The 16391-nt window shown below is 55.9% G+C and carries 22 protein-coding genes; 21 read left to right on the top strand and 1 reads right to left on the bottom strand.

Annotated elements, in window-relative coordinates; genetic code table 11:
- Window positions 1–33 precede the first annotated feature (33 nt).
- The 21 genes from ACJ8J4_RS04760 to ACJ8J4_RS04660 are packed head-to-tail and all read left to right on the top strand — an operon-like array spanning window position 34 to window position 15313.
- On the top strand, window positions 34–1299 hold the full coding sequence (locus ACJ8J4_RS04760) for a DUF2213 domain-containing protein (RefSeq protein ID WP_442516006.1): 1266 nt from the start codon (window positions 34–36) through the stop codon (window positions 1297–1299).
- A gap of 10 nt (window positions 1300–1309) precedes the next feature.
- Window positions 1310–1813 carry a structural cement protein Gp24 gene (locus ACJ8J4_RS04755; protein WP_060441692.1) on the top strand — a complete coding sequence of 168 codons (504 nt, stop codon included), beginning with the start codon at window positions 1310–1312 and terminating at the stop codon, window positions 1811–1813.
- Window positions 1814–1823: 10 nt separating this feature from the next.
- Window positions 1824–2771: a DUF2184 domain-containing protein gene (locus ACJ8J4_RS04750; RefSeq protein WP_442516005.1), complete on the top strand. Its 948-nt coding sequence runs from the start codon at window positions 1824–1826 to the stop codon at window positions 2769–2771.
- A 41-nt stretch (window positions 2772–2812) separates the two neighbouring features.
- The gene (locus tag ACJ8J4_RS04745) at window positions 2813–3205 is read left to right on the top strand and encodes an STY1053 family phage-associated protein (RefSeq protein ID WP_442516004.1); all 393 of its coding nucleotides are present in this window, start codon (window positions 2813–2815) and stop codon (window positions 3203–3205) included.
- On the top strand, window positions 3174–3584 hold the full coding sequence (locus ACJ8J4_RS04740) for a DUF4054 domain-containing protein (protein ID WP_442516003.1): 411 nt from the start codon (window positions 3174–3176) through the stop codon (window positions 3582–3584). The genes ACJ8J4_RS04745 and ACJ8J4_RS04740 overlap by 32 nt, the downstream gene beginning before the upstream one ends.
- Window positions 3581–4087, top strand: coding sequence for a hypothetical protein (locus ACJ8J4_RS04735; protein WP_442516063.1), 507 nt, complete (start codon window positions 3581–3583; stop codon window positions 4085–4087). The genes ACJ8J4_RS04740 and ACJ8J4_RS04735 overlap by 4 nt, the downstream gene beginning before the upstream one ends.
- The gene (locus ACJ8J4_RS04730) at window positions 4087–4479 is read left to right on the top strand and encodes a head-tail adaptor (protein WP_442516002.1); all 393 of its coding nucleotides are present in this window, start codon (window positions 4087–4089) and stop codon (window positions 4477–4479) included. The genes ACJ8J4_RS04735 and ACJ8J4_RS04730 overlap by 1 nt, the downstream gene beginning before the upstream one ends.
- A complete protein-coding gene (locus ACJ8J4_RS04725; RefSeq protein ID WP_442516001.1) occupies window positions 4480–5022 on the top strand; it encodes a phage neck terminator protein in 543 nt (180 codons plus the stop codon).
- A 3-nt stretch (window positions 5023–5025) separates the two neighbouring features.
- A complete protein-coding gene (locus tag ACJ8J4_RS04720) occupies window positions 5026–6507 on the top strand; it encodes a DUF3383 domain-containing protein (protein ID WP_442516000.1) in 1482 nt (493 codons plus the stop codon).
- Window positions 6508–6516: 9 nt separating this feature from the next.
- Complete coding sequence (locus ACJ8J4_RS04715) at window positions 6517–6957, top strand: DUF3277 family protein (protein ID WP_442515999.1); 441 nt, start codon at window positions 6517–6519, stop codon at window positions 6955–6957.
- Between the two features lie 10 nt (window positions 6958–6967).
- A complete protein-coding gene (locus tag ACJ8J4_RS04710; protein ID WP_440495388.1) occupies window positions 6968–7411 on the top strand; it encodes a phage tail assembly chaperone in 444 nt (147 codons plus the stop codon).
- 56 nt (window positions 7412–7467) lie between these two features.
- Entirely contained in the window at window positions 7468–7599 is a 132-nt protein-coding gene (locus ACJ8J4_RS04705) for a DUF6889 family protein (protein WP_406948158.1), read from the top strand.
- The gene (locus ACJ8J4_RS04700; RefSeq protein ID WP_442515998.1) at window positions 7589–9577 is read left to right on the top strand and encodes a lytic transglycosylase; all 1989 of its coding nucleotides are present in this window, start codon (window positions 7589–7591) and stop codon (window positions 9575–9577) included. The genes ACJ8J4_RS04705 and ACJ8J4_RS04700 overlap by 11 nt, the downstream gene beginning before the upstream one ends.
- Entirely contained in the window at window positions 9577–10173 is a 597-nt protein-coding gene (locus ACJ8J4_RS04695) for a phage baseplate protein (RefSeq protein WP_442515997.1), read from the top strand. The genes ACJ8J4_RS04700 and ACJ8J4_RS04695 overlap by 1 nt, the downstream gene beginning before the upstream one ends.
- Window positions 10160–10465 carry a phage baseplate plug family protein gene (locus ACJ8J4_RS04690; RefSeq protein WP_057523739.1) on the top strand — a complete coding sequence of 102 codons (306 nt, stop codon included), beginning with the start codon at window positions 10160–10162 and terminating at the stop codon, window positions 10463–10465. The genes ACJ8J4_RS04695 and ACJ8J4_RS04690 overlap by 14 nt, the downstream gene beginning before the upstream one ends.
- A gap of 31 nt (window positions 10466–10496) precedes the next feature.
- Complete coding sequence (locus ACJ8J4_RS04685) at window positions 10497–11441, top strand: phage protein (protein WP_442515996.1); 945 nt, start codon at window positions 10497–10499, stop codon at window positions 11439–11441.
- A gap of 1 nt (window position 11442) precedes the next feature.
- Window positions 11443–12198 carry a Gp138 family membrane-puncturing spike protein gene (locus ACJ8J4_RS04680; RefSeq protein WP_442515995.1) on the top strand — a complete coding sequence of 252 codons (756 nt, stop codon included), beginning with the start codon at window positions 11443–11445 and terminating at the stop codon, window positions 12196–12198.
- Window positions 12195–12548 carry a hypothetical protein gene (locus ACJ8J4_RS04675; protein ID WP_057523820.1) on the top strand — a complete coding sequence of 118 codons (354 nt, stop codon included), beginning with the start codon at window positions 12195–12197 and terminating at the stop codon, window positions 12546–12548. The genes ACJ8J4_RS04680 and ACJ8J4_RS04675 overlap by 4 nt, the downstream gene beginning before the upstream one ends.
- Window positions 12545–13738, top strand: a complete 1194-nt coding sequence (locus ACJ8J4_RS04670) for a baseplate J/gp47 family protein (RefSeq protein ID WP_442516062.1) — start codon at window positions 12545–12547, stop codon at window positions 13736–13738. Before ACJ8J4_RS04675 ends, ACJ8J4_RS04670 begins: the two co-directional genes overlap by 4 nt.
- Window positions 13735–14406 carry a DUF2612 domain-containing protein gene (locus ACJ8J4_RS04665; RefSeq protein ID WP_442515994.1) on the top strand — a complete coding sequence of 224 codons (672 nt, stop codon included), beginning with the start codon at window positions 13735–13737 and terminating at the stop codon, window positions 14404–14406. The genes ACJ8J4_RS04670 and ACJ8J4_RS04665 overlap by 4 nt, the downstream gene beginning before the upstream one ends.
- Entirely contained in the window at window positions 14399–15313 is a 915-nt protein-coding gene (locus ACJ8J4_RS04660) for a glycine-rich domain-containing protein (protein WP_442515993.1), read from the top strand. The genes ACJ8J4_RS04665 and ACJ8J4_RS04660 overlap by 8 nt, the downstream gene beginning before the upstream one ends.
- On the opposite strand, the gene ACJ8J4_RS04655 is transcribed toward ACJ8J4_RS04660, so the two are convergent.
- The gene (locus tag ACJ8J4_RS04655; protein ID WP_442515992.1) at window positions 15294–16364 is read right to left on the bottom strand and encodes an acyltransferase family protein; all 1071 of its coding nucleotides are present in this window, start codon (window positions 16362–16364) and stop codon (window positions 15294–15296) included. The genes ACJ8J4_RS04660 and ACJ8J4_RS04655 overlap by 20 nt on opposite strands.
- Between the last annotated feature and the right edge of the window lie 27 nt (window positions 16365–16391).

Raw genomic sequence — 16391 nt, 5'->3', positions numbered from 1 at the left:
TTTTTTTTGTGGCCGCCATTCAGCAGGTAACCCATGAAATATTTCTTCACGACCCGCCTGGGCGAAACCCGCTTTCAGACGGCAGATGGCGCGCTGCTGTGCAAAGACGTGCCCATCGCACGTACCGGCGTGCAAACCTACCTGCCGGAGGAGATTGACCTTGAACCGGGACTGGATGGCCTGGTGCATGTCTACCGCACAGAGGACGAGGTTTTCTCTACTGAGACAATGGCGAGCTTTGAGGGCGTCGCTGTCACGTTGGAGCACCCCGAAGACGGCAACGGCAATATCGTTTTCGTCAACCCGACCAACTTCGCGGAGCTGGCTCACGGCCATATTCAGAACGTTCGGCGCGGCACTGGCGACAAATCAGACCTACTGATCGCTGATGTACTGGTGAAGCGGCAAGAGGCCATCGACCGGATCAACGCTGGGCTGACCGATGTCAGCTGCGGCTACGACGCGCAGTACAAGCAGCTATCGCCCGGTAAGGGCAAGCAATACCAAATCACAGGAAACCATCTTGCCGTCGGTATCGACCGGGGGCGGGCGGGTTCTCGTTGTGCTATCGGGGACTCAGCCCCAACCATCAAAAAGGAGAAGCCTGTAATGTCATGGCTGAAAAAACTGGCTACGGCCATCAAGACGAAAGATGAGGATGCTCTGAGCAAACTCATCGACGAGGCGCCGGAGATTCCATCTGACGGTATGGGCTCTATCCCCGGTCACACCATCAACATCAACGTGCCTTCACAGGCAACCGCTTTACCGGCTGAAAGTCGCACGACCACCGACGAAGACCCGGAGGACGATAACCCAACCGGTGATGCTGACGTTCCTGAGTGGGCTACGGCCATTCTGGCGCGCCTGGATAAGCTGGAAGGCAAAACCACCGACTCCGACCCGGAAGACGACACCCCGACAGGCGATGAAGACGCAGAGGAAGACAAGAAAGTCACCGGCGATGCCGACTTCAAGCGCAACATCATCGCCGATGCGGAAATCATCTGTCCTGGCTTCCAGCCGAACGGCGATAAGGGGCTCAAGCGTCAGGTGCTGAACCAGGCACTGCGTACCGGTGACAGCCTGAAGGCGTTTGGTGTGGCTGACTTCAACAAGGCGCCAAAGGCCACTGTTGATGCGGTATTTACTGCTGCCGTGCAGATGAGCAAGGTGAAAAACACCGTCACGCCCCCGCCAATCAACAATCGCACCATCGACGGTGCAACGGCCCCAAAAAACCTCACGCCAGCCCAGATCAATGAGCTGAACCGTAAATTCTGGAACGAACGCAAATAAGGTAATCAACATGGCTGGAAATGCTTATTTAACCCGTATGCCTATGGGCATTGCTGGTGCTGTGACGCGTCCACGCGATCTCACCATTGAGCCGGTAACTCTCGACCACCAGAAGCAATTCGCCTCCTACGGTCTGGCCGGTAAGTACGTTAACGACAAGTTTGTGCCGCTGGAGTCAGGCGACACCATCGACAAAGTGAAGGGGATCCTGGTTCGTCCGTACCCGATCACCTCCTACGCCGATCTGGCTTATCTGGGGGTTAGCGTGAACCAGGTGGCCGACAACCTGAAACGCGGTTATATCTGCGTCAAGGCTACCGTCGGCACCGCGCCGAGCGCCAAGAAAGGCGACCCGATTTATGTTCGCGTCGCTGGTGGTACTGCCGGCAGTCCGGTAGGCACTTTCGTGCTGACGCCGGACGCCACCGCCGAGAACACGCCTCAGCTGTTAAGTGCAGAGGTAATGGGGCCAGGCGAAGCCGATGGCCGTGTCGAAATTGCCTTCAACATCTGAGGAACACTGAATGTTTACTATTGACCGAGCCACCATCGACTCCTCCGGCGTTTTCCTCGTCGGCGAACTGGAGCGCATGGATCAGACGCTGAACATGCCGCTGACGTCTGTGAAATGGACGCGCGATATGCCGCTGCGCAGCGACATCTCTATCGCTGATGAAGTGTCATCCTTCACCAATACCGATTTCGCCAGCGTCGGCGGCCCTAACCCTACAGGAAAAAACTGGCTGGGTAAGAAGGCTACCGCCATTCCGGGTATTGAAATGGATATTCTGCCAACCCGTAACAACCTGACCCCGTGGGCGCAGGAAGTGGGCTGGACTGTGCTGGAGCTGGCATCCGCTCAACAGGTGGGGCGTCCTATCGACGTACAGAAGTACGAAGGTATGAAGCTCAAGTGGAATATGGACACCGACGAACAGGTGTACGTCGGCGATTCTGAGCTGGGTGTTTCTGGCCTGCTCAACCTGCCATCCGTGACGCCGATCGCCGCTTCTGCAGCGTGGACGGCAACAACTGACCCGGACGTTATCGTACAGGACATCAACCTGGTGCTGACCGACGGCTGGGTACGTTCTGGTTACGCGGTATGCCCTGCAAAAATCGGCCTGGCGCCGGAACTGTTCGGCCTGCTGGCAAGCAAGAAGGTTTCCTCCGCGGGCAACATCTCGGTGCTGGAGTACGTGAAGATCAACACCATCGCATTTCAGGAGAACGGCGAGCCGCTGGAAATCGTCTCCATGAAGTGGGCTTCCAAACGTGGGGCTGGTGGCGCGCATCGTATCGTCGCTTACACCCAGGACGAGAAATTTGTGCGTTTCCCAATGGTGCCGCTGCTGAGCACGCCGCTTGAATATCGCGGCATGCAACAGCTCACCGTGTACTACGGCAAACTGGGCCAGGTGGAAACACCTTATTCCAACACCATCGCCTACCTTGACGTGCCGGCGGCCTGATAACTGATGGCGGGGAAACCCGCCTTTCATGGAGCAACGAAATGAAATACATCGTATCTTCGGCCGCTTCTCTCAGCTTTGCTGATGGCAGCCGCCATGAACTGACGCCGGGCATTCACGACAGCTTCCCCGATCACGTTAAAAAGCACTGGGCATTCACCCACCACGCCAAACCGCTGTCTGAGTCTGACTTGCAGCAGGAGCAGCAGGACGGAGAATTGTCTCTGCGGGTGGATTCACTGGAAGGCCAGGTAACCGATCTGCAGAAGCAACTGGAAGCGGAGCAGAACAAGGTGTCCGAGCTGACAGGGCAGCGTGACGCGCACACCAAGACCATTGACGAGCACGCAGCCACTATCGCCGATCTGCAGAAGCAACTGGAAGCAGCAAAGGTGACCGACAATGCCAAAAAACAGCCTACTGCCAACAAATGAAAAATTCCGCGCTGACTTTCCTGAGTTTGCCGACAAGACCCGCTACCCCGATGCAGCTGTAAATTTCTACCTCGGTCAGGCCGACGCCATCCTCAATCAAGACGTGCTGGGTGATCAGTTCGTGTATCTCGCTGAGCTTTTCACGGCGCATTACACGGAGCTGCGCGGTCGCGCGCTGGCTGGTTCTGGGCTGGGACTGGTGAACAGCAACGGCTCGGCCGGGGTGGCAACATCCAAATCGGTCGATAAGGTGAGCGTCAGCTATGACGTGTCAGGGGTTATCGATCCCGATGCTGGCTTCTGGAATAACACCGCCTATGGGAGGGAGTTCTTCTGGTGGTGGTCGATGTTCGGCGCGGGTGGGAGGCAAATCCTGTGAAAAGCGGGCTCAAGGTCAGGAAGGACAATGCCGAATCGGTGTTTTCGTCTTTGCGCTCGCTGTCAAAAATGGATGTGCTGGTGGGCATTCCAGAGGCTAACGCAACGCGTGAGGATGGCGAGAGCCTGAACAACGCGGAGATCGGCTATCTGCAATCTACCGGCGCTACGGTGCAGCTTGGCGGCCAAACCGTCACGCTGCCACCGCGCCCGTTTCTGGATATGGGGATCGAGGACACCAAGCCGCGAACCACTGAGCACCTGAAGGCGGCGGCCGTGGCTGCGCTGAACGGTAAAACAGAGGCGGCGCAGCGGGAGCTTGAAAGCGCTGGACAGATTGCTCGGGATGGTGCCAAGGCGGTCATTGGTGCCGGTGACAGGCTTCACCCTCTCTCTGAGATGACGAAGGCTAACCGGCGCGCCAGGGGCATTCCCGGCGACAAGCCGCTCTATGCTCACGGTTACCTGCTGCGCTCAATCACTTACGTGGTAAGGAGTAAATAATGCCGCTTCTCGACGTGACCGAGGTGCTGCTGGATCCGGATTTTGCTGACCTATCGCTGATTTGCCGCCGGCAGATACAGACGACGGACGATGACAACTTTCCGATCAACACCCCACAGGAAATCCCTTTTAGCGGCGTAGTGACTGTTGACCGCTCGCTTGAAGCAAGGCGTATGGCTGCCGGCCAGAACATTAACGGTGCCATTCTTATCGTGACGCAATTCAGGCTCACTCAGGGCCGAAAGAGCGCCGCCGATGGCCCTAACCTTGATGCCGACCTTGTCGTGTATAACGGCGGCCTGTATCGGGTGACATTCGTCGATCCCTACACGCGCTATGGCGCCGGTTTTGTTCAGGCGCACTGTGAGCTGATGGGGCAAGAAGGGGGTTAAATGAGCAACGATAGCACAGCACCCGGATATCTCACGCCGACCGGTAACGGCCCTGCCTATGACGAGGAACTGGAGCGACTGTTAAGCCGCTGGATCCGTGGACTGACTGGATTACATAAAGATTTGGTCTATCCCCGCTGGACTGACCCGCAAATCCAAATTCCGAGAACAGGCACCACCTGGTGCGCTTTCGGCATTACCAGCCTTCCTGACGATATGTATCCCGCACATGTTCAGGGAGAGGAAAGTGCCGAGCAGTGGTCGCATGAAACCATCGAAATTCTATGTTGCTTCTATGGCCCGCAGGGGATGTCTGTCGCGACTCAATTCCGCAGTGGGATTTTTGTTTCGCAGAACAACGACGAACTGAAAAAAATCGGTCTGAACTTCCTCGACTGTGGGCGGATACTCAACCTTCCAGAACTCATCAACAACCAGTGGGTGCGCCGGTATGACATCGCCGTGCGCCTGCGTCGCAAAGTGATCCGCGAGTACGGCATCAAGTCGCTGGTGGAAGCACCGGTTCAATTCTTCGGAGAATAATCTATGTCACAGGGCTTACCTGTATCGAACATCGTCAATGTGACGGTGAATATGGCGCTGCGCGCTGCACAGGGGCGCAACTTTGGCGCGCTGCTGATCGTCGGTGGCTCTGATGTCATTGACGGCAGTCAGCGCATGCGTAGCTATTCTGGCATTACCGACGTCGGCGCGGATTTCGGTATGGAGGCGCCGGAGTATAAGGCCGCTAACCTGTATTTCCAGCAGACGCCGCAGCCGCGCACGCTGTACATCAGCCGCTGGATTAAAGAAGACCAGGCAGCGCTGTTGCGCTGTGCCATTCTGACGCCGGCGCAGCAGGCAATCAGCACCTGGGCTTCGGTGACCGATGGCGCGATGAAAATCAGCATCGACGGCACCAACAAGACGATCACCGCTGTGGACTTCTCAGCAGAAACCAACCTGAACGGCGTGGCCGCGCGGATTGCGGAGAAGCTGAGCACGGCTAACGTGACGTGGGATGCAGTGAACAGCCGATTCATCATCACCTCAAAATCGACCGGTGCATCGTCGGCGGTGGGGTATGGCTCGGCCAATACGACCGGCACGGACATCTCGGCAATGATGGGGGCGGTTCAGAACGCTGGCGCGCTGGCTATTCCGCGTGCGGCTGCTGAAAATATCCAGTCCTGCATCTACAAACTGGCCGACATGTCTACCGGTTGGTATGGCCTGCAGATCGCCGACACATCGCTGAGCGATGACGACGTGATCAGCGTGGCTGCCTTTATCCAGTCCGATGACGTTTCCCGCATCTTCGGTTACACCACGCAAAACACCGGCGTGCTGGATCTGGACAACGAGAACGACATCGCCAGCAAGCTGAAAAACGCCAAATACGGACGCACCTTCATTCAGTATTCCAGCGCGAGCCCGTATGCGTCGGCGTCAATCTTCGGGCGTGCATTTACCGTGAATTTCCTCGGGAACAACACCACAATCACGCTGAAATTCAAGCAGCAGCCTGGCATTGCAGCGGAAACGCTCACGCAGACGCAGGCCAAGACGCTGACGGCGAAAAACTGCAACGTGTTCGTCAACTACGACAACGACACGGCGATCATCCAGGAAGGCCTGATGTGCAACGGAGATTTCTTCGATGAGCGCCACGGCCTGGACTGGTTGCAGAACTACGTGCAGAACAACCTCTATAACGTGCTCTATACCAGCACAACCAAAGTGCCGCAGACCGATCCGGGCATTACGCGCTTGCTGACCAGCGTCAACGGCTCGCTTGAGCAGGGCGTCACTAACGGCCTGATGGCGCCGGGCGTATGGAATGGCGACCCAATCGGCAACCTGGCTACCGGTGACACGCTCACAACGGGTTATTACACCTACGCGCCGCCTATCGCCAGCCAGGCACAGGCAGACCGAGAGGCCCGTAAGGCCCCGGTGATCCAGTGCGCTATCAAACTGGCCGGCGCCGTGCATTTCGCCGACGTCATCATCAACGTAAATCGATAAGGGGCAAAAATGTCTACTTACAGCTTCTTGGATTATTCCGCCTCTATCGTTGGCCCCGGTGGTGCGTTCGATCTGGGCTATGGCTCGGGCAATGCCGAGGAAGGCATGACTGTCACGATGGTTGAAGCGAAGAACACCATGACCATCGGCGCCGACGGATCTGTGATGCACAGCCTGCACGCCGGTAAAGGTGGCACGATTACGGTGACGTTGCTCAAAACCTCGCCGACCAATGCGAAACTGAGCGCGATGTATAACGCCCAGTCGCTCTCTTCCGCTACCTGGGGCAATAACGTGATCGTGATGCGTAACAGCGCCAGCAACGACGTTTGCACCGCACGCTCGGTAGCATTCCAGAAAATCCCCGATTGGCAGAACGCCAAAGACGGCGGCACCGTGTCCTGGGTATTTGACGCCGGCATGGTCGATCAACTGCTCGGCACCTTCTAAGGAGTGATGCATGGAATTTGAAATTAAGGGCGTGCAGTATCGCGCGGCCAAACTTGACGCATTCGCTCAACAAGATGTGGCTATCGCGTTGGCGCCGGTTTTATCCGGCCTTATCCCGTTGCTGAAAGACATCATGGCCGGTAATGGGAAGTCGCTGCAGGAGGATAAAAACCGCCTGTTTGACGAGATCATTCCGCTGGTGGTGAAGGCCATCGGCCAGCTGAGCCGGGAAGGCCGCGCGGAGATCAACCATGCTTGCCTGTCTGTGGTACAGCGCCAACAGGGTAAGGCTTGGACAAGAATCTATGAGCCAAGTCAGCGTGTGATGATGTTCGATGACCTCAACGGACTGGATCTGGTGAAAATTGTCGGCAACGTGGTGCGGGACTCCCTCGGTGATTTTTTTCCCGCACTCCCCGTGAGCGACAGCAACACGGCCCAGGAATCAGCTTAGCGCTGGAATCGCTGGCAAAAGGGCGCAGTTATCTGCTGCGCCCGGTACATGCCCGCATGTGCAGCTATGAGTCGCTTAAGGACGGCACGCTGTCATTGGCTGATATTGCGCTGATGAATGAGTCGCTTGATGTTGAGGCGGAAAATAATTACCTGATAAAAAAATGGCAGGCAGAAAATGAATGCTGAAACCATCAAGGACTTCCTGATCTCGCTGGGGTTCGACATCGACGAGGCCGGAGGCCGCAAGTTCGAATCGGTGGTTTCCGGCGTCACGATGAATGCGATCAAGATGGGAGCTGCGGTCGAAGCGGCCGCGCTGACCGTCGTCGGGTTCACGACCAAGATCGCCAGTAGCCTCGAACGCCTTTATTGGCAGTCACAGCGTACTGGTGCCACTGCGAACAATATCAGGGCTATCGGCTACGCCTTCAGCCAGGCGGGCGGCAGCGTGGAGGGGTTCAACGGCACACTGGACAACTTGGCGCGCTTCCTGCGCTCGACACCAGGCGCAGAGGGATTCCTGCGTAATTTGGGGGTTCAGACGCGAGACGCGGCCGGCAATCTGCGTGACACTGCCCAATTGGTGACGCTGGTCGGCGACAAGCTGGCGAAAATGCCGTACTACCGCGCCAACCAGTATGCGCAGATCCTCGGCATTGACGAAAGCACGTTGCTGGCAATGCGGCGGGGTGTGAAGGGATTCACCTCTGATTATCAGAGCATGCTGCAGGCGACAGGGTTCGATTCACAGAAGGCCGCGGAGCAGTCGAACAAGTTCATGACCCAAATGCGCGGGCTGGCGAATCTGTTCGGCATCATGCGCGACAAAATCGGCGGTAATCTTGCCGGCGGACTGGCCGGGAATCTCGAAAGCTTCCGCAAAAATATCCTCCTCAACTTCCCCAAAATAGAGGGGGCGATCACCGCCGTGCTGAAAAAGGTGCTTTCACTGGCCGATAGCATCATGACGCTGGTTTATCGGGGCGTGCAGGGCGCTGGCGATCTCATGAGGTGGTGGGATCGACTGGATGATACAACCAAGGGGCTGATTAAGGTGCTGGGCGGCCTGCTGTTGGCGTGGCGGCTGCTGAATAGCGCGTTCCTCACTTCCCCGATCGGCATGGTCACGGCGCTTATTGCTGCGCTGGTGGCGCTCTATGACGATTATCAGGTCTGGAAAGAAGGCGGCGACAGCCTGATCAACTGGGGAAAATGGAAGCCTGAAATCGATGCCGCGATGAAGGGGATAAAAGAGCTGCGGGATTCCATATTCAGCGTCGGGCAGGAAATCGCCAAGCTGCTGAACATCGACCTGAAAAGCTGGTCGCTGAAAGGTGACATTGCCGACTTAACGAAGCAATTCGGCGAGTTCGGCAAGATGATGACGATGATCGGCGATCTCATCAACGCGCTGAAGGACGGAAACTGGAGCGAGGTTGGCAGGCTTGGCAAGGCGTTGCTTAGCCAGGGGCAGGGAAATCCTGACGCGTTGCCTGCTGTCACCGACAGCGCGAACAGCGCCGCCGATTGGGTTAAGGACAAAACAGGCTTCGACCCGCGCAGCGTTGGGCAGTGGATACGCGGTCAGTTTTCAGGTGGCAATGAGCCGCGCGGTATCCGCAACAACAATCCCGGCAACCTGAACTATGTCGGCCAGAACGGCGCGACGCTGGAAGATCACGCCACACCCCGCTTTGCTCGCTTCAATTCTGCTTTTGAAGGGTTCGCGGCGCTGGGTAAGCAGATCAAGGCGTACTACAACGGCACGTCAAAGGCCGCAGGGTATCAGAAGCTTCAATCTGTCGAGGACATCATCAGCCGCTTTGCGCCGGCCAGCGAGAACAACACCCAGGCCTATATCAACAAGCTGAGCAAAATGCTCGGCGTTGGTCGGGGTGACTCGCTGAATATTCAGGATCCGCAGGTGCTGGCAACACTGATGAATGGCATCACGCAGATTGAGAACGGAAAAAATCCCTACGCGCCGGATATGGTGCTGAAGGCGGCTCAGTCAGCCGTTGGTGCTGGTGGCTCGAATAGCTCCGTGTTCAACATCAACGTGCAGGGCGGCGGTGATCCACGCGAAACAGCACGCCTGACCGGTGATGCGGTTGAGGGCGTTTACCGCCGGCAGACGCGCAACATGCAAACACAGGTGGGCTGATGGATATTTTATCTGTGCTGTTCTCACAGCAGCGGCGCCGCATCGGCATTATCGTGCCGAGCGTGGCAATCAGCGAGAAGCACATGGACGCGACGGAAATCACCGAGCACCCCGTGGAGCTCGGCGCGCCGACAAGCGACCATGCGTATGATCGCCCCGCCGAGGTGACAATGGAGCTGGGCTTTGCCAGCGGCGGATCGTTGATCGACGGAATCGACACGACGGAGATTTTTAACGTCAGTACCGGTTTATCGCTGGGCACCAGCCCGGCGGACGTCTATCAGCAACTGCTCGAGCTGAAAAAAAGCAAAGTGCCGTTTGCGGTGACGACCGGTAAGCGGCAGTACCAGAACATGATGATCCGCGCTATCGAGGTGCTGACCGACAAAACCAGCGAAAACGTGCTGATGACGACGCTCACCCTGCGCGAACTCATCATCACCGAAACGCAGAAGGTGACGACCACGCCGGCGGAAAACATGCAATCGCCCCAGGACACCGGCGGCGTGAGCAACACAGGGCTGAAAAACCCGACCACACCGGAAAAGCAGCAGAGCATTTTAAAGTCTGCGGGAGGCTTCCTTGGCATTGGTTGAAATCCCCCTTACGCCGGTATCACAGCAGTTCGCTATCCAGCTGGCCGGCGTGCAATACCAGCTCACGCTGATGTGGCGCGATGTGGCCGGGTGGGTGCTGGACATTGCCAGTAACGACAAGACGCCGATTATCCAGGGAATCCCGCTGGTGGCTGGTGCTGACCTGCTGGCGCAGTATCGTTACCTCGGGATTGGCGGTCAGCTGTTCGTGATGTCCGATCCCGCTGTGTTGGCACCCCCGACGCAGACCAACCTGGGCATTGAGTCCCACCTCTACTTTCTGACCAACTGACCGCCTCCGGGCGGTTTTTTATGGGGCGCCTATGACTATTAACTGGATGCGAAAATGCAGCCTGATCGTGGCGAACGATGCCGGGGAAGGGCTGGAATTATCCGGCCTGAAAATCAGCTTCAACATCAGCAGGCCAGATATCAGTTACCCCGCCACGGCGATGTTCAAGATTTACAACCTGAGCCGGAACACCAACAGCCGGATCAGGCAAAACGAGTTCACGCAGATAAAATTTGTCGCCGGCTACCAGGACAATTTCGGACTGATTTTTTCCGGGCAAATCCAGTATTCCTACAGCGGGCGTGAAAACCCGACCGACACCTACGTGGTGATCCAGGCGGCCGATAGTGACCAGGCGCATAACTTTGCAGTGATGAACACCACTCTGGCGGCTGGGTACACGCAGCAGGACGTTCACACCGCGCTGATGAAGCCGATCGGGGTTTATGACATTGTCGCCGGCGCTACGCCGGAATTTGCCACTACCAAGGCACCACGCGGTAAACCGATTTTCGGCATGCACCGGGATGAAGTTTCCAGCCTGGCGGCGCAGTGCAAGGCAACATGGCGCTATGAGAACGGGCGTCTGCAGATGGTGCCGGAAAACGCCTATCTGGCCGATGCTATCGTGCTGAACGCGCAGACGGGCCTGATCGGTATGCCTGAGCAAACCATTAACGGCGGCATCAACGTGAAATGCCTGATTAACCCGAATATCCAACTCGACACGCTGATCCGCCTCGACAACAAATCGATTAACCAGGTCGGCCTGTCCAACCAAGAGATCGCCACTGGCAGCACGGCGGGCGCCTCCATACAGCAGCCGGCAGTGCTGGACATGGACGGTGACTATATCGTGAAGAACATCGCCTATTACGGCGACACGCGCGGCAACGCCTGGTATCAGGACATGATCTGTATTGCCAAGGGCGGCGCGGGGCTGCTGAACCAATCAACTATCCGGGCAGGAGCATAACGTGGTAACGAACAACGAACGCCAGGACTCCCCCGAGCTGGTGCTGAAAGCCGTGGCCGATTCGCTCAGTACCAGCCTACGGGTGGCAATGCCGGGCATCATCCAGTCTTTCGACGCTGGCGCGGTAACTGCCACGATCCAACCGGCCGTTAAAGCCTCTGTGCGGCAATCTGACGGCGTCTTGTCATCGGTGGCGCTGCCGCTGCTGGTAGATGTTCCTATCGTATTCCCGCGCGGTGGAGGCGTCACGCTGACGTTTCCAGTGGCTGCTGGTGATGAGTGTCTTGTCGTGTTCGCCGACCGCTGCATTGATTACTGGTGGCAGAACGGCGGAGTGCAGGAGCCGGTAGACCAACGCCAGCACCATCTTGCTGACGCTTTCGCTCTGATCGGCCCGCAGTCGCAAGCGAATAAAATCAGCGGTATCAGCACTACAACCGCGCAGCTGCGCACCGACGACGGCGCCGCATTTATCGAACTCGACCCAGGCAGCCACGCCGTTAACGTCACCACGCCCGGAAAACTTACCGCCAGCGCCCAGGGGGGCACAGAGATCAACTCACCGGAAATCGTGCTCAACGGCAACGTGACGATAAACGGCAACCTGTCGCAGGGCATGGGCGCAGATGGCGGCACGGCGACGATGCTGGGGCCGGTGAACGTGACCAACGACGTAAAAGCCGGTGGCATCAGTCTGCAGACGCATAAACACGGCGGCGTAGAAACTGGCGGCGGACAGACAGGAGGCCCGGAGTGAAGTACCGCAAAGAGGACGAGAACGGCGATTACACCTTTGGCCAGGGTGACAACACCTTTTTGGAGAACACCCCGGAGGCGGTCGCGCAGGCAGTGAAAACGCGTTTTGAGCTGTGGACGGGCGAATGGTTTCTCGATGTGACCGACGGCACGCCGTATCGCGAGACGATACTCGGCAAGCACAAATCAGCCGCCTACAACATGGCTGTGCGCGAGCGGATCCTCGGCACGCAGGGCGTGACCGAAATACTCGAATTCACCACGGAATATAACCCCGATACGCGCCGCGTGACGTTCACCGCGACCATCAACACGCTGTACGGCGAAACGACTGTAACCAGCGAGGCATAATGCTCAATCTCGATACGTTAGGGCTTGCGGCCAAGGTGACCGCGAGCGGGATCAGCGCGCCCGATTATCAGACGATACTCAACACGCTGACCGGTTATTTCCAACAAATTTACGGTGACGACGTCTATCTGGAATCAGACAGCAAAGACGGCCAGATGCTGGCTATCTATGCTCGCGGCATCCATGACGTTAACAACATGGCGATCGCCGTCTATAACTCATTCAGCCCGGCAACGGCGCAGGGCCGCGGCCTGGCCTCCAACGTGAAAATTAACGGCATTTCGGTAACGCCGGCGTCTCGCTCCACTGCTGATGTGCGGATCGTGGGGCAGGTCGGCACGCTGATCACCAACGGCACAGTGCGAGACAGCAACGGCATCAGCTGGTCATTGCCTGCCAGTGTTGTCATCGGCATTGATGGCACGGTGACCGTGACCGCGACATGCCAGATTGATGGCGCTGTCGTGGCGCCTGCCGGCAGCATTACAGAGATCGGCACCCCTACGCGCGGCTGGCAGTCGGTAACCAACCCGGCGGCCGCAACCGCTGGGAGAAAAGTGGAGACGGATGCAGAGCTGCGCCAGCGCCAGTCGAAATCCGTGGCTATCCCATCGCTGACGGTACTGGATGGCATTATGGGCGCCGTTGCAACGCTGGACGGCGTAGAGCGATACCGTGGCTATGAGAACGACACCAGCGTAGAAGATGCCAACGGCTTACCACCACACAGCATTTCACTTGTTGTTGCCGGCGGTGACGCGGCTGCGATCGCCAAAACCATCGCCACCAAGAAAACGCCAGGTGGCGGCACTTACGGCACGACCACGATCAGTGTCACCGACAAATATGGCATCGTGCATCCGATCAGTTTCTTCCGCCCGACCAGCGTTGATATTTTCGCGCGCGTCGAGATCAAAGCGCTGCAGGGCTACACGTCGGCGGTCGGCGAGGAAATCAGAACTGCTGTCGCGGCATACATCAACGAAATCGAGATCGGCGATCCGGTATACCTGACGCGCCTGTTCCTGCCTGCCAACCTGAACGGCAGCGCAGACAGCGCAACGTTCGACATTACCGACCTGCAGATCGGCACCTCGCCGGGTAGCCTGGCTCCGGCAAACGTCGTGATCGGATTCAACGCGGTAGCCGCCTGTGCGCCGGCGAATGTCGAAGTGGTGGTGATCCCATGAGTGAGACGAAATACCAAAAGATCATCACGTCCTATCACAAGCACAAGCCGAAATTTTACGACCATATCTCCCTTATCACCCAGCCCCTGATCGACGTGCAGAACGCCACAGCGAAGCTGATTGACGATTTCGACCTGGATAAAGCCGTAGGCGTGCAACTGGACGCTGTTGGCTTGTGGGTAGGGATAGGGCGGAAGATCGCGACGCCAATCACCGGCGTCTATTTCTCGCTTGATGATGAGGAACTGGGTTTTGATGCCGGATTGTGGCGCGGGCGATTCGATGCCGGCGGCTTCACTGAACTGGACGATGACACCTACCGAACCATCATACGCGCGAAAATAGCGGCCAACCATTGGGACGGAACCACGGAGACGCTCAGTGACGTCTACCAGATTATTTTCCCAGACGGGAAAACGAAGATTTTCGCCGTCGATAACTTCGACATGACGATGTCCGTTTACATCACCGGCGAGCGCATTACACCGGTCATGAAAGCTGTGATCGAACTGGGGTATCTGGATATCAAACCGTCAACCGTCCGTATCAAAAACTACACCATCACCACCGAATCTGGGCCGCTGTTCGGCTTCGATATCGATAATGAATTCATCTCCGGCTTCGACAAGGGAGCATGGGGAACACTGCTGGGAGCAACACATGGCTAAGAACGAATTTTTACCCTTCGGCACTGCGGCAAACGCCAACGTTTTACCGAATGCTGAATATCAGGCGCTGCCGGCGCGCTCGGCGGGCTTCAGTTCGGGAGTAGCGAAGTCCGAGGAACTCAACACTGTATGGCGCCAGGGCTCGACAATGGCCGCTGTGCTGGGGCAGTTTATTGCCGATAAAACCGGTCAGGATGTGCTGGATGATGGCGATGTGAATGGCTTGCTGGATAAGCTCAAGGTGGCGATGGGCGGCTGCCTGATCGGCATTCAGCGTTTCACCGCATCTGGCACTTACACGCCAACACCTGGAACGCGATACGTAATTGTTGAGGCAATTGGAGGCGGTGGTGGCGGCGGCGGTTGTTCTTCCACAAGCAGCGATAATGCAGCTGTAAGCGGAGGTGGTGCTTCAGGGGGTTACATTCGAGGAAAGTTCGATATTTCAAGCATCGGTAGCTCGGTGGCGATAAATATTGGAGCTGGTGGCGCTGGGGGTATCGGAGGAAATTCTGGCAGCACTGGAGGCGATACTTCGTTCGGCTTGCTGGCAACCGCGACCGGCGGACAAGGCGGGACTTCTTCGACCAACCCCTCATCTTCAGCCTTCATTGCTGTAGGAGGGGCTCCTGGCGCTAATCCAGCAGGAGGGAACTTAATTTCTTCGCGAGGTAGTCGAGGGGGGAACGGCTTGTTCTTTAACTCTTCCACTGGCGCCGTTGGTGGTGATGGCTCCCCCTCTCAATTCGGGGGCGGTGGAGTTGGATCAGGGAGTTCTGGCTCGTCTGGTACGGCTGGTAGCGGATTTGGAAGCGGTGGCGGTGGCAATGCTCGCCAGCCCTCATCTGCCGCAATCAATGGTTACTCAGGAGCGCCAGGAGTTCTGATTATTTGTGAGTACTCTTAATTGATAATTGTCTTGGTTTCTTATCTGCGATTTTCTTTGCAAATCGCATCGCTGGTTTTTCAACAAGAAACCAAGACGCAAATGCCATGATTATTGCCAGTAGAATTGATAACGCTATGTTTAACGCCGGGTGAAGGTTTGAATTTTGAGATATTATTTGCTGAATAGGAAATCCCCATAAATAAACACCATATGATATGTCATGTTTTAAATGCAAGCCGACAATTAATCTCATCGATGAAATGTGAAGAGAAATAAGGCATATGGATATACATAGCAATAAAGAGCTAAAATGCTCATCGTTAAATATGAATTGAGCAACAAGAAATATAAAAGGAATGTAAATGTTAGTATGAAAGTGATTTTTATTTATTGCTAGTAGTACTCCAAGTGCAAAGCATGGTGCCAATAGATAGATTGCGTTGTTACTTGAGCCAGCAAACAAAACCCCTTTAAATGGAGTGATTGGTTCTATGATTACGATGAGGCATAGTAGGGATGATATCAATCTTGAGCTTCCAACTTTAGTTACATAAAGCAATGCCAAAATAATATAGGCCAACACCTCGTAATGAATCGTCCATAAAGAGCCATTAACTCCATAGTTGTTTTTCTCAAAAACACCAGGCAGCGTGTACTGGGTATCTAATAGCAAATTTTTCACGACATAAACTATCGGCTGGCTAGTTTTAAAGTATTCAGCAATAGGCATTGTTGTAAATATCGGCCCTATTAAAAATGCTGTTATTATTACAACAAAAGCCAGTCCGGGGAAAACCCTGAGTGAACGAGAGGCAATAAAGTGTATGATTGAGTTTCGCGATAGCAAACTATTAGTTACCAACAGACCGCTTATAAAGAAAAAAACCTTTACGGCTAGGCCGCCCGTTGTCATGTATCCAAACAAATTTTTTACTGGGTCAGTTATTCCCCATTGCGGGTTTAGAGCAAAAGAATGATAGACAATAACAGACAATGAGGCCACTAACCGTATAAGGTCCAAGTTGTTTCCATCTCTTTTTATTAACTTGCCTACAAGAATTCCGCTCATTATTTATCTCTAAACCAATCAAATTAT

The sequence above is a fragment of the Serratia sp. CY47280 genome (assembly GCF_052168655.1).
GTDB classification, from domain to species: Bacteria; Pseudomonadota; Gammaproteobacteria; order Enterobacterales; family Enterobacteriaceae; genus Serratia; species Serratia bockelmannii.
Note: the sequence above shows the minus strand (reverse complement) of the source record. Positions and strands in the feature narration are given on the sequence as shown.

Bases quoted from the DNA above. Each gene is read 5' to 3' on its own strand.
- ACJ8J4_RS04715 (WP_442515999.1), top strand. From the start codon at position 6,517: ATGTCTACTTACAGCTTCTTGGATTATTCCGCCTCTATCGTTGGCCCC.
- ACJ8J4_RS04700 (WP_442515998.1), top strand. From the start codon at position 7,589: ATGAATGCTGAAACCATCAAGGACTTCCTGATCTCGCTGGGGTTCGAC.
- ACJ8J4_RS04750 (WP_442516005.1), top strand. From the start codon at position 1,824: ATGTTTACTATTGACCGAGCCACCATCGACTCCTCCGGCGTTTTCCTC.
- ACJ8J4_RS04760 (WP_442516006.1), top strand. From the start codon at position 34: ATGAAATATTTCTTCACGACCCGCCTGGGCGAAACCCGCTTTCAGACG.
- ACJ8J4_RS04730 (WP_442516002.1), top strand. From the start codon at position 4,087: ATGCCGCTTCTCGACGTGACCGAGGTGCTGCTGGATCCGGATTTTGCT.
- ACJ8J4_RS04660 (WP_442515993.1), top strand. From the start codon at position 14,399: ATGGCTAAGAACGAATTTTTACCCTTCGGCACTGCGGCAAACGCCAAC.
- ACJ8J4_RS04705 (WP_406948158.1), top strand. From the start codon at position 7,468: ATGTGCAGCTATGAGTCGCTTAAGGACGGCACGCTGTCATTGGCTGAT.
- ACJ8J4_RS04710 (WP_440495388.1), top strand. From the start codon at position 6,968: ATGGAATTTGAAATTAAGGGCGTGCAGTATCGCGCGGCCAAACTTGAC.
- ACJ8J4_RS04725 (WP_442516001.1), top strand. From the start codon at position 4,480: ATGAGCAACGATAGCACAGCACCCGGATATCTCACGCCGACCGGTAAC.
- ACJ8J4_RS04755 (WP_060441692.1), top strand. From the start codon at position 1,310: ATGGCTGGAAATGCTTATTTAACCCGTATGCCTATGGGCATTGCTGGT.
- ACJ8J4_RS04685 (WP_442515996.1), top strand. From the start codon at position 10,497: ATGACTATTAACTGGATGCGAAAATGCAGCCTGATCGTGGCGAACGAT.
- ACJ8J4_RS04740 (WP_442516003.1), top strand. From the start codon at position 3,174: ATGCCAAAAAACAGCCTACTGCCAACAAATGAAAAATTCCGCGCTGAC.
- ACJ8J4_RS04695 (WP_442515997.1), top strand. From the start codon at position 9,577: ATGGATATTTTATCTGTGCTGTTCTCACAGCAGCGGCGCCGCATCGGC.
- ACJ8J4_RS04720 (WP_442516000.1), top strand. From the start codon at position 5,026: ATGTCACAGGGCTTACCTGTATCGAACATCGTCAATGTGACGGTGAAT.
- ACJ8J4_RS04655 (WP_442515992.1), bottom strand. From the start codon at position 16,364: ATGAGCGGAATTCTTGTAGGCAAGTTAATAAAAAGAGATGGAAACAAC.
- ACJ8J4_RS04665 (WP_442515994.1), top strand. From the start codon at position 13,735: ATGAGTGAGACGAAATACCAAAAGATCATCACGTCCTATCACAAGCAC.
- ACJ8J4_RS04745 (WP_442516004.1), top strand. From the start codon at position 2,813: ATGAAATACATCGTATCTTCGGCCGCTTCTCTCAGCTTTGCTGATGGC.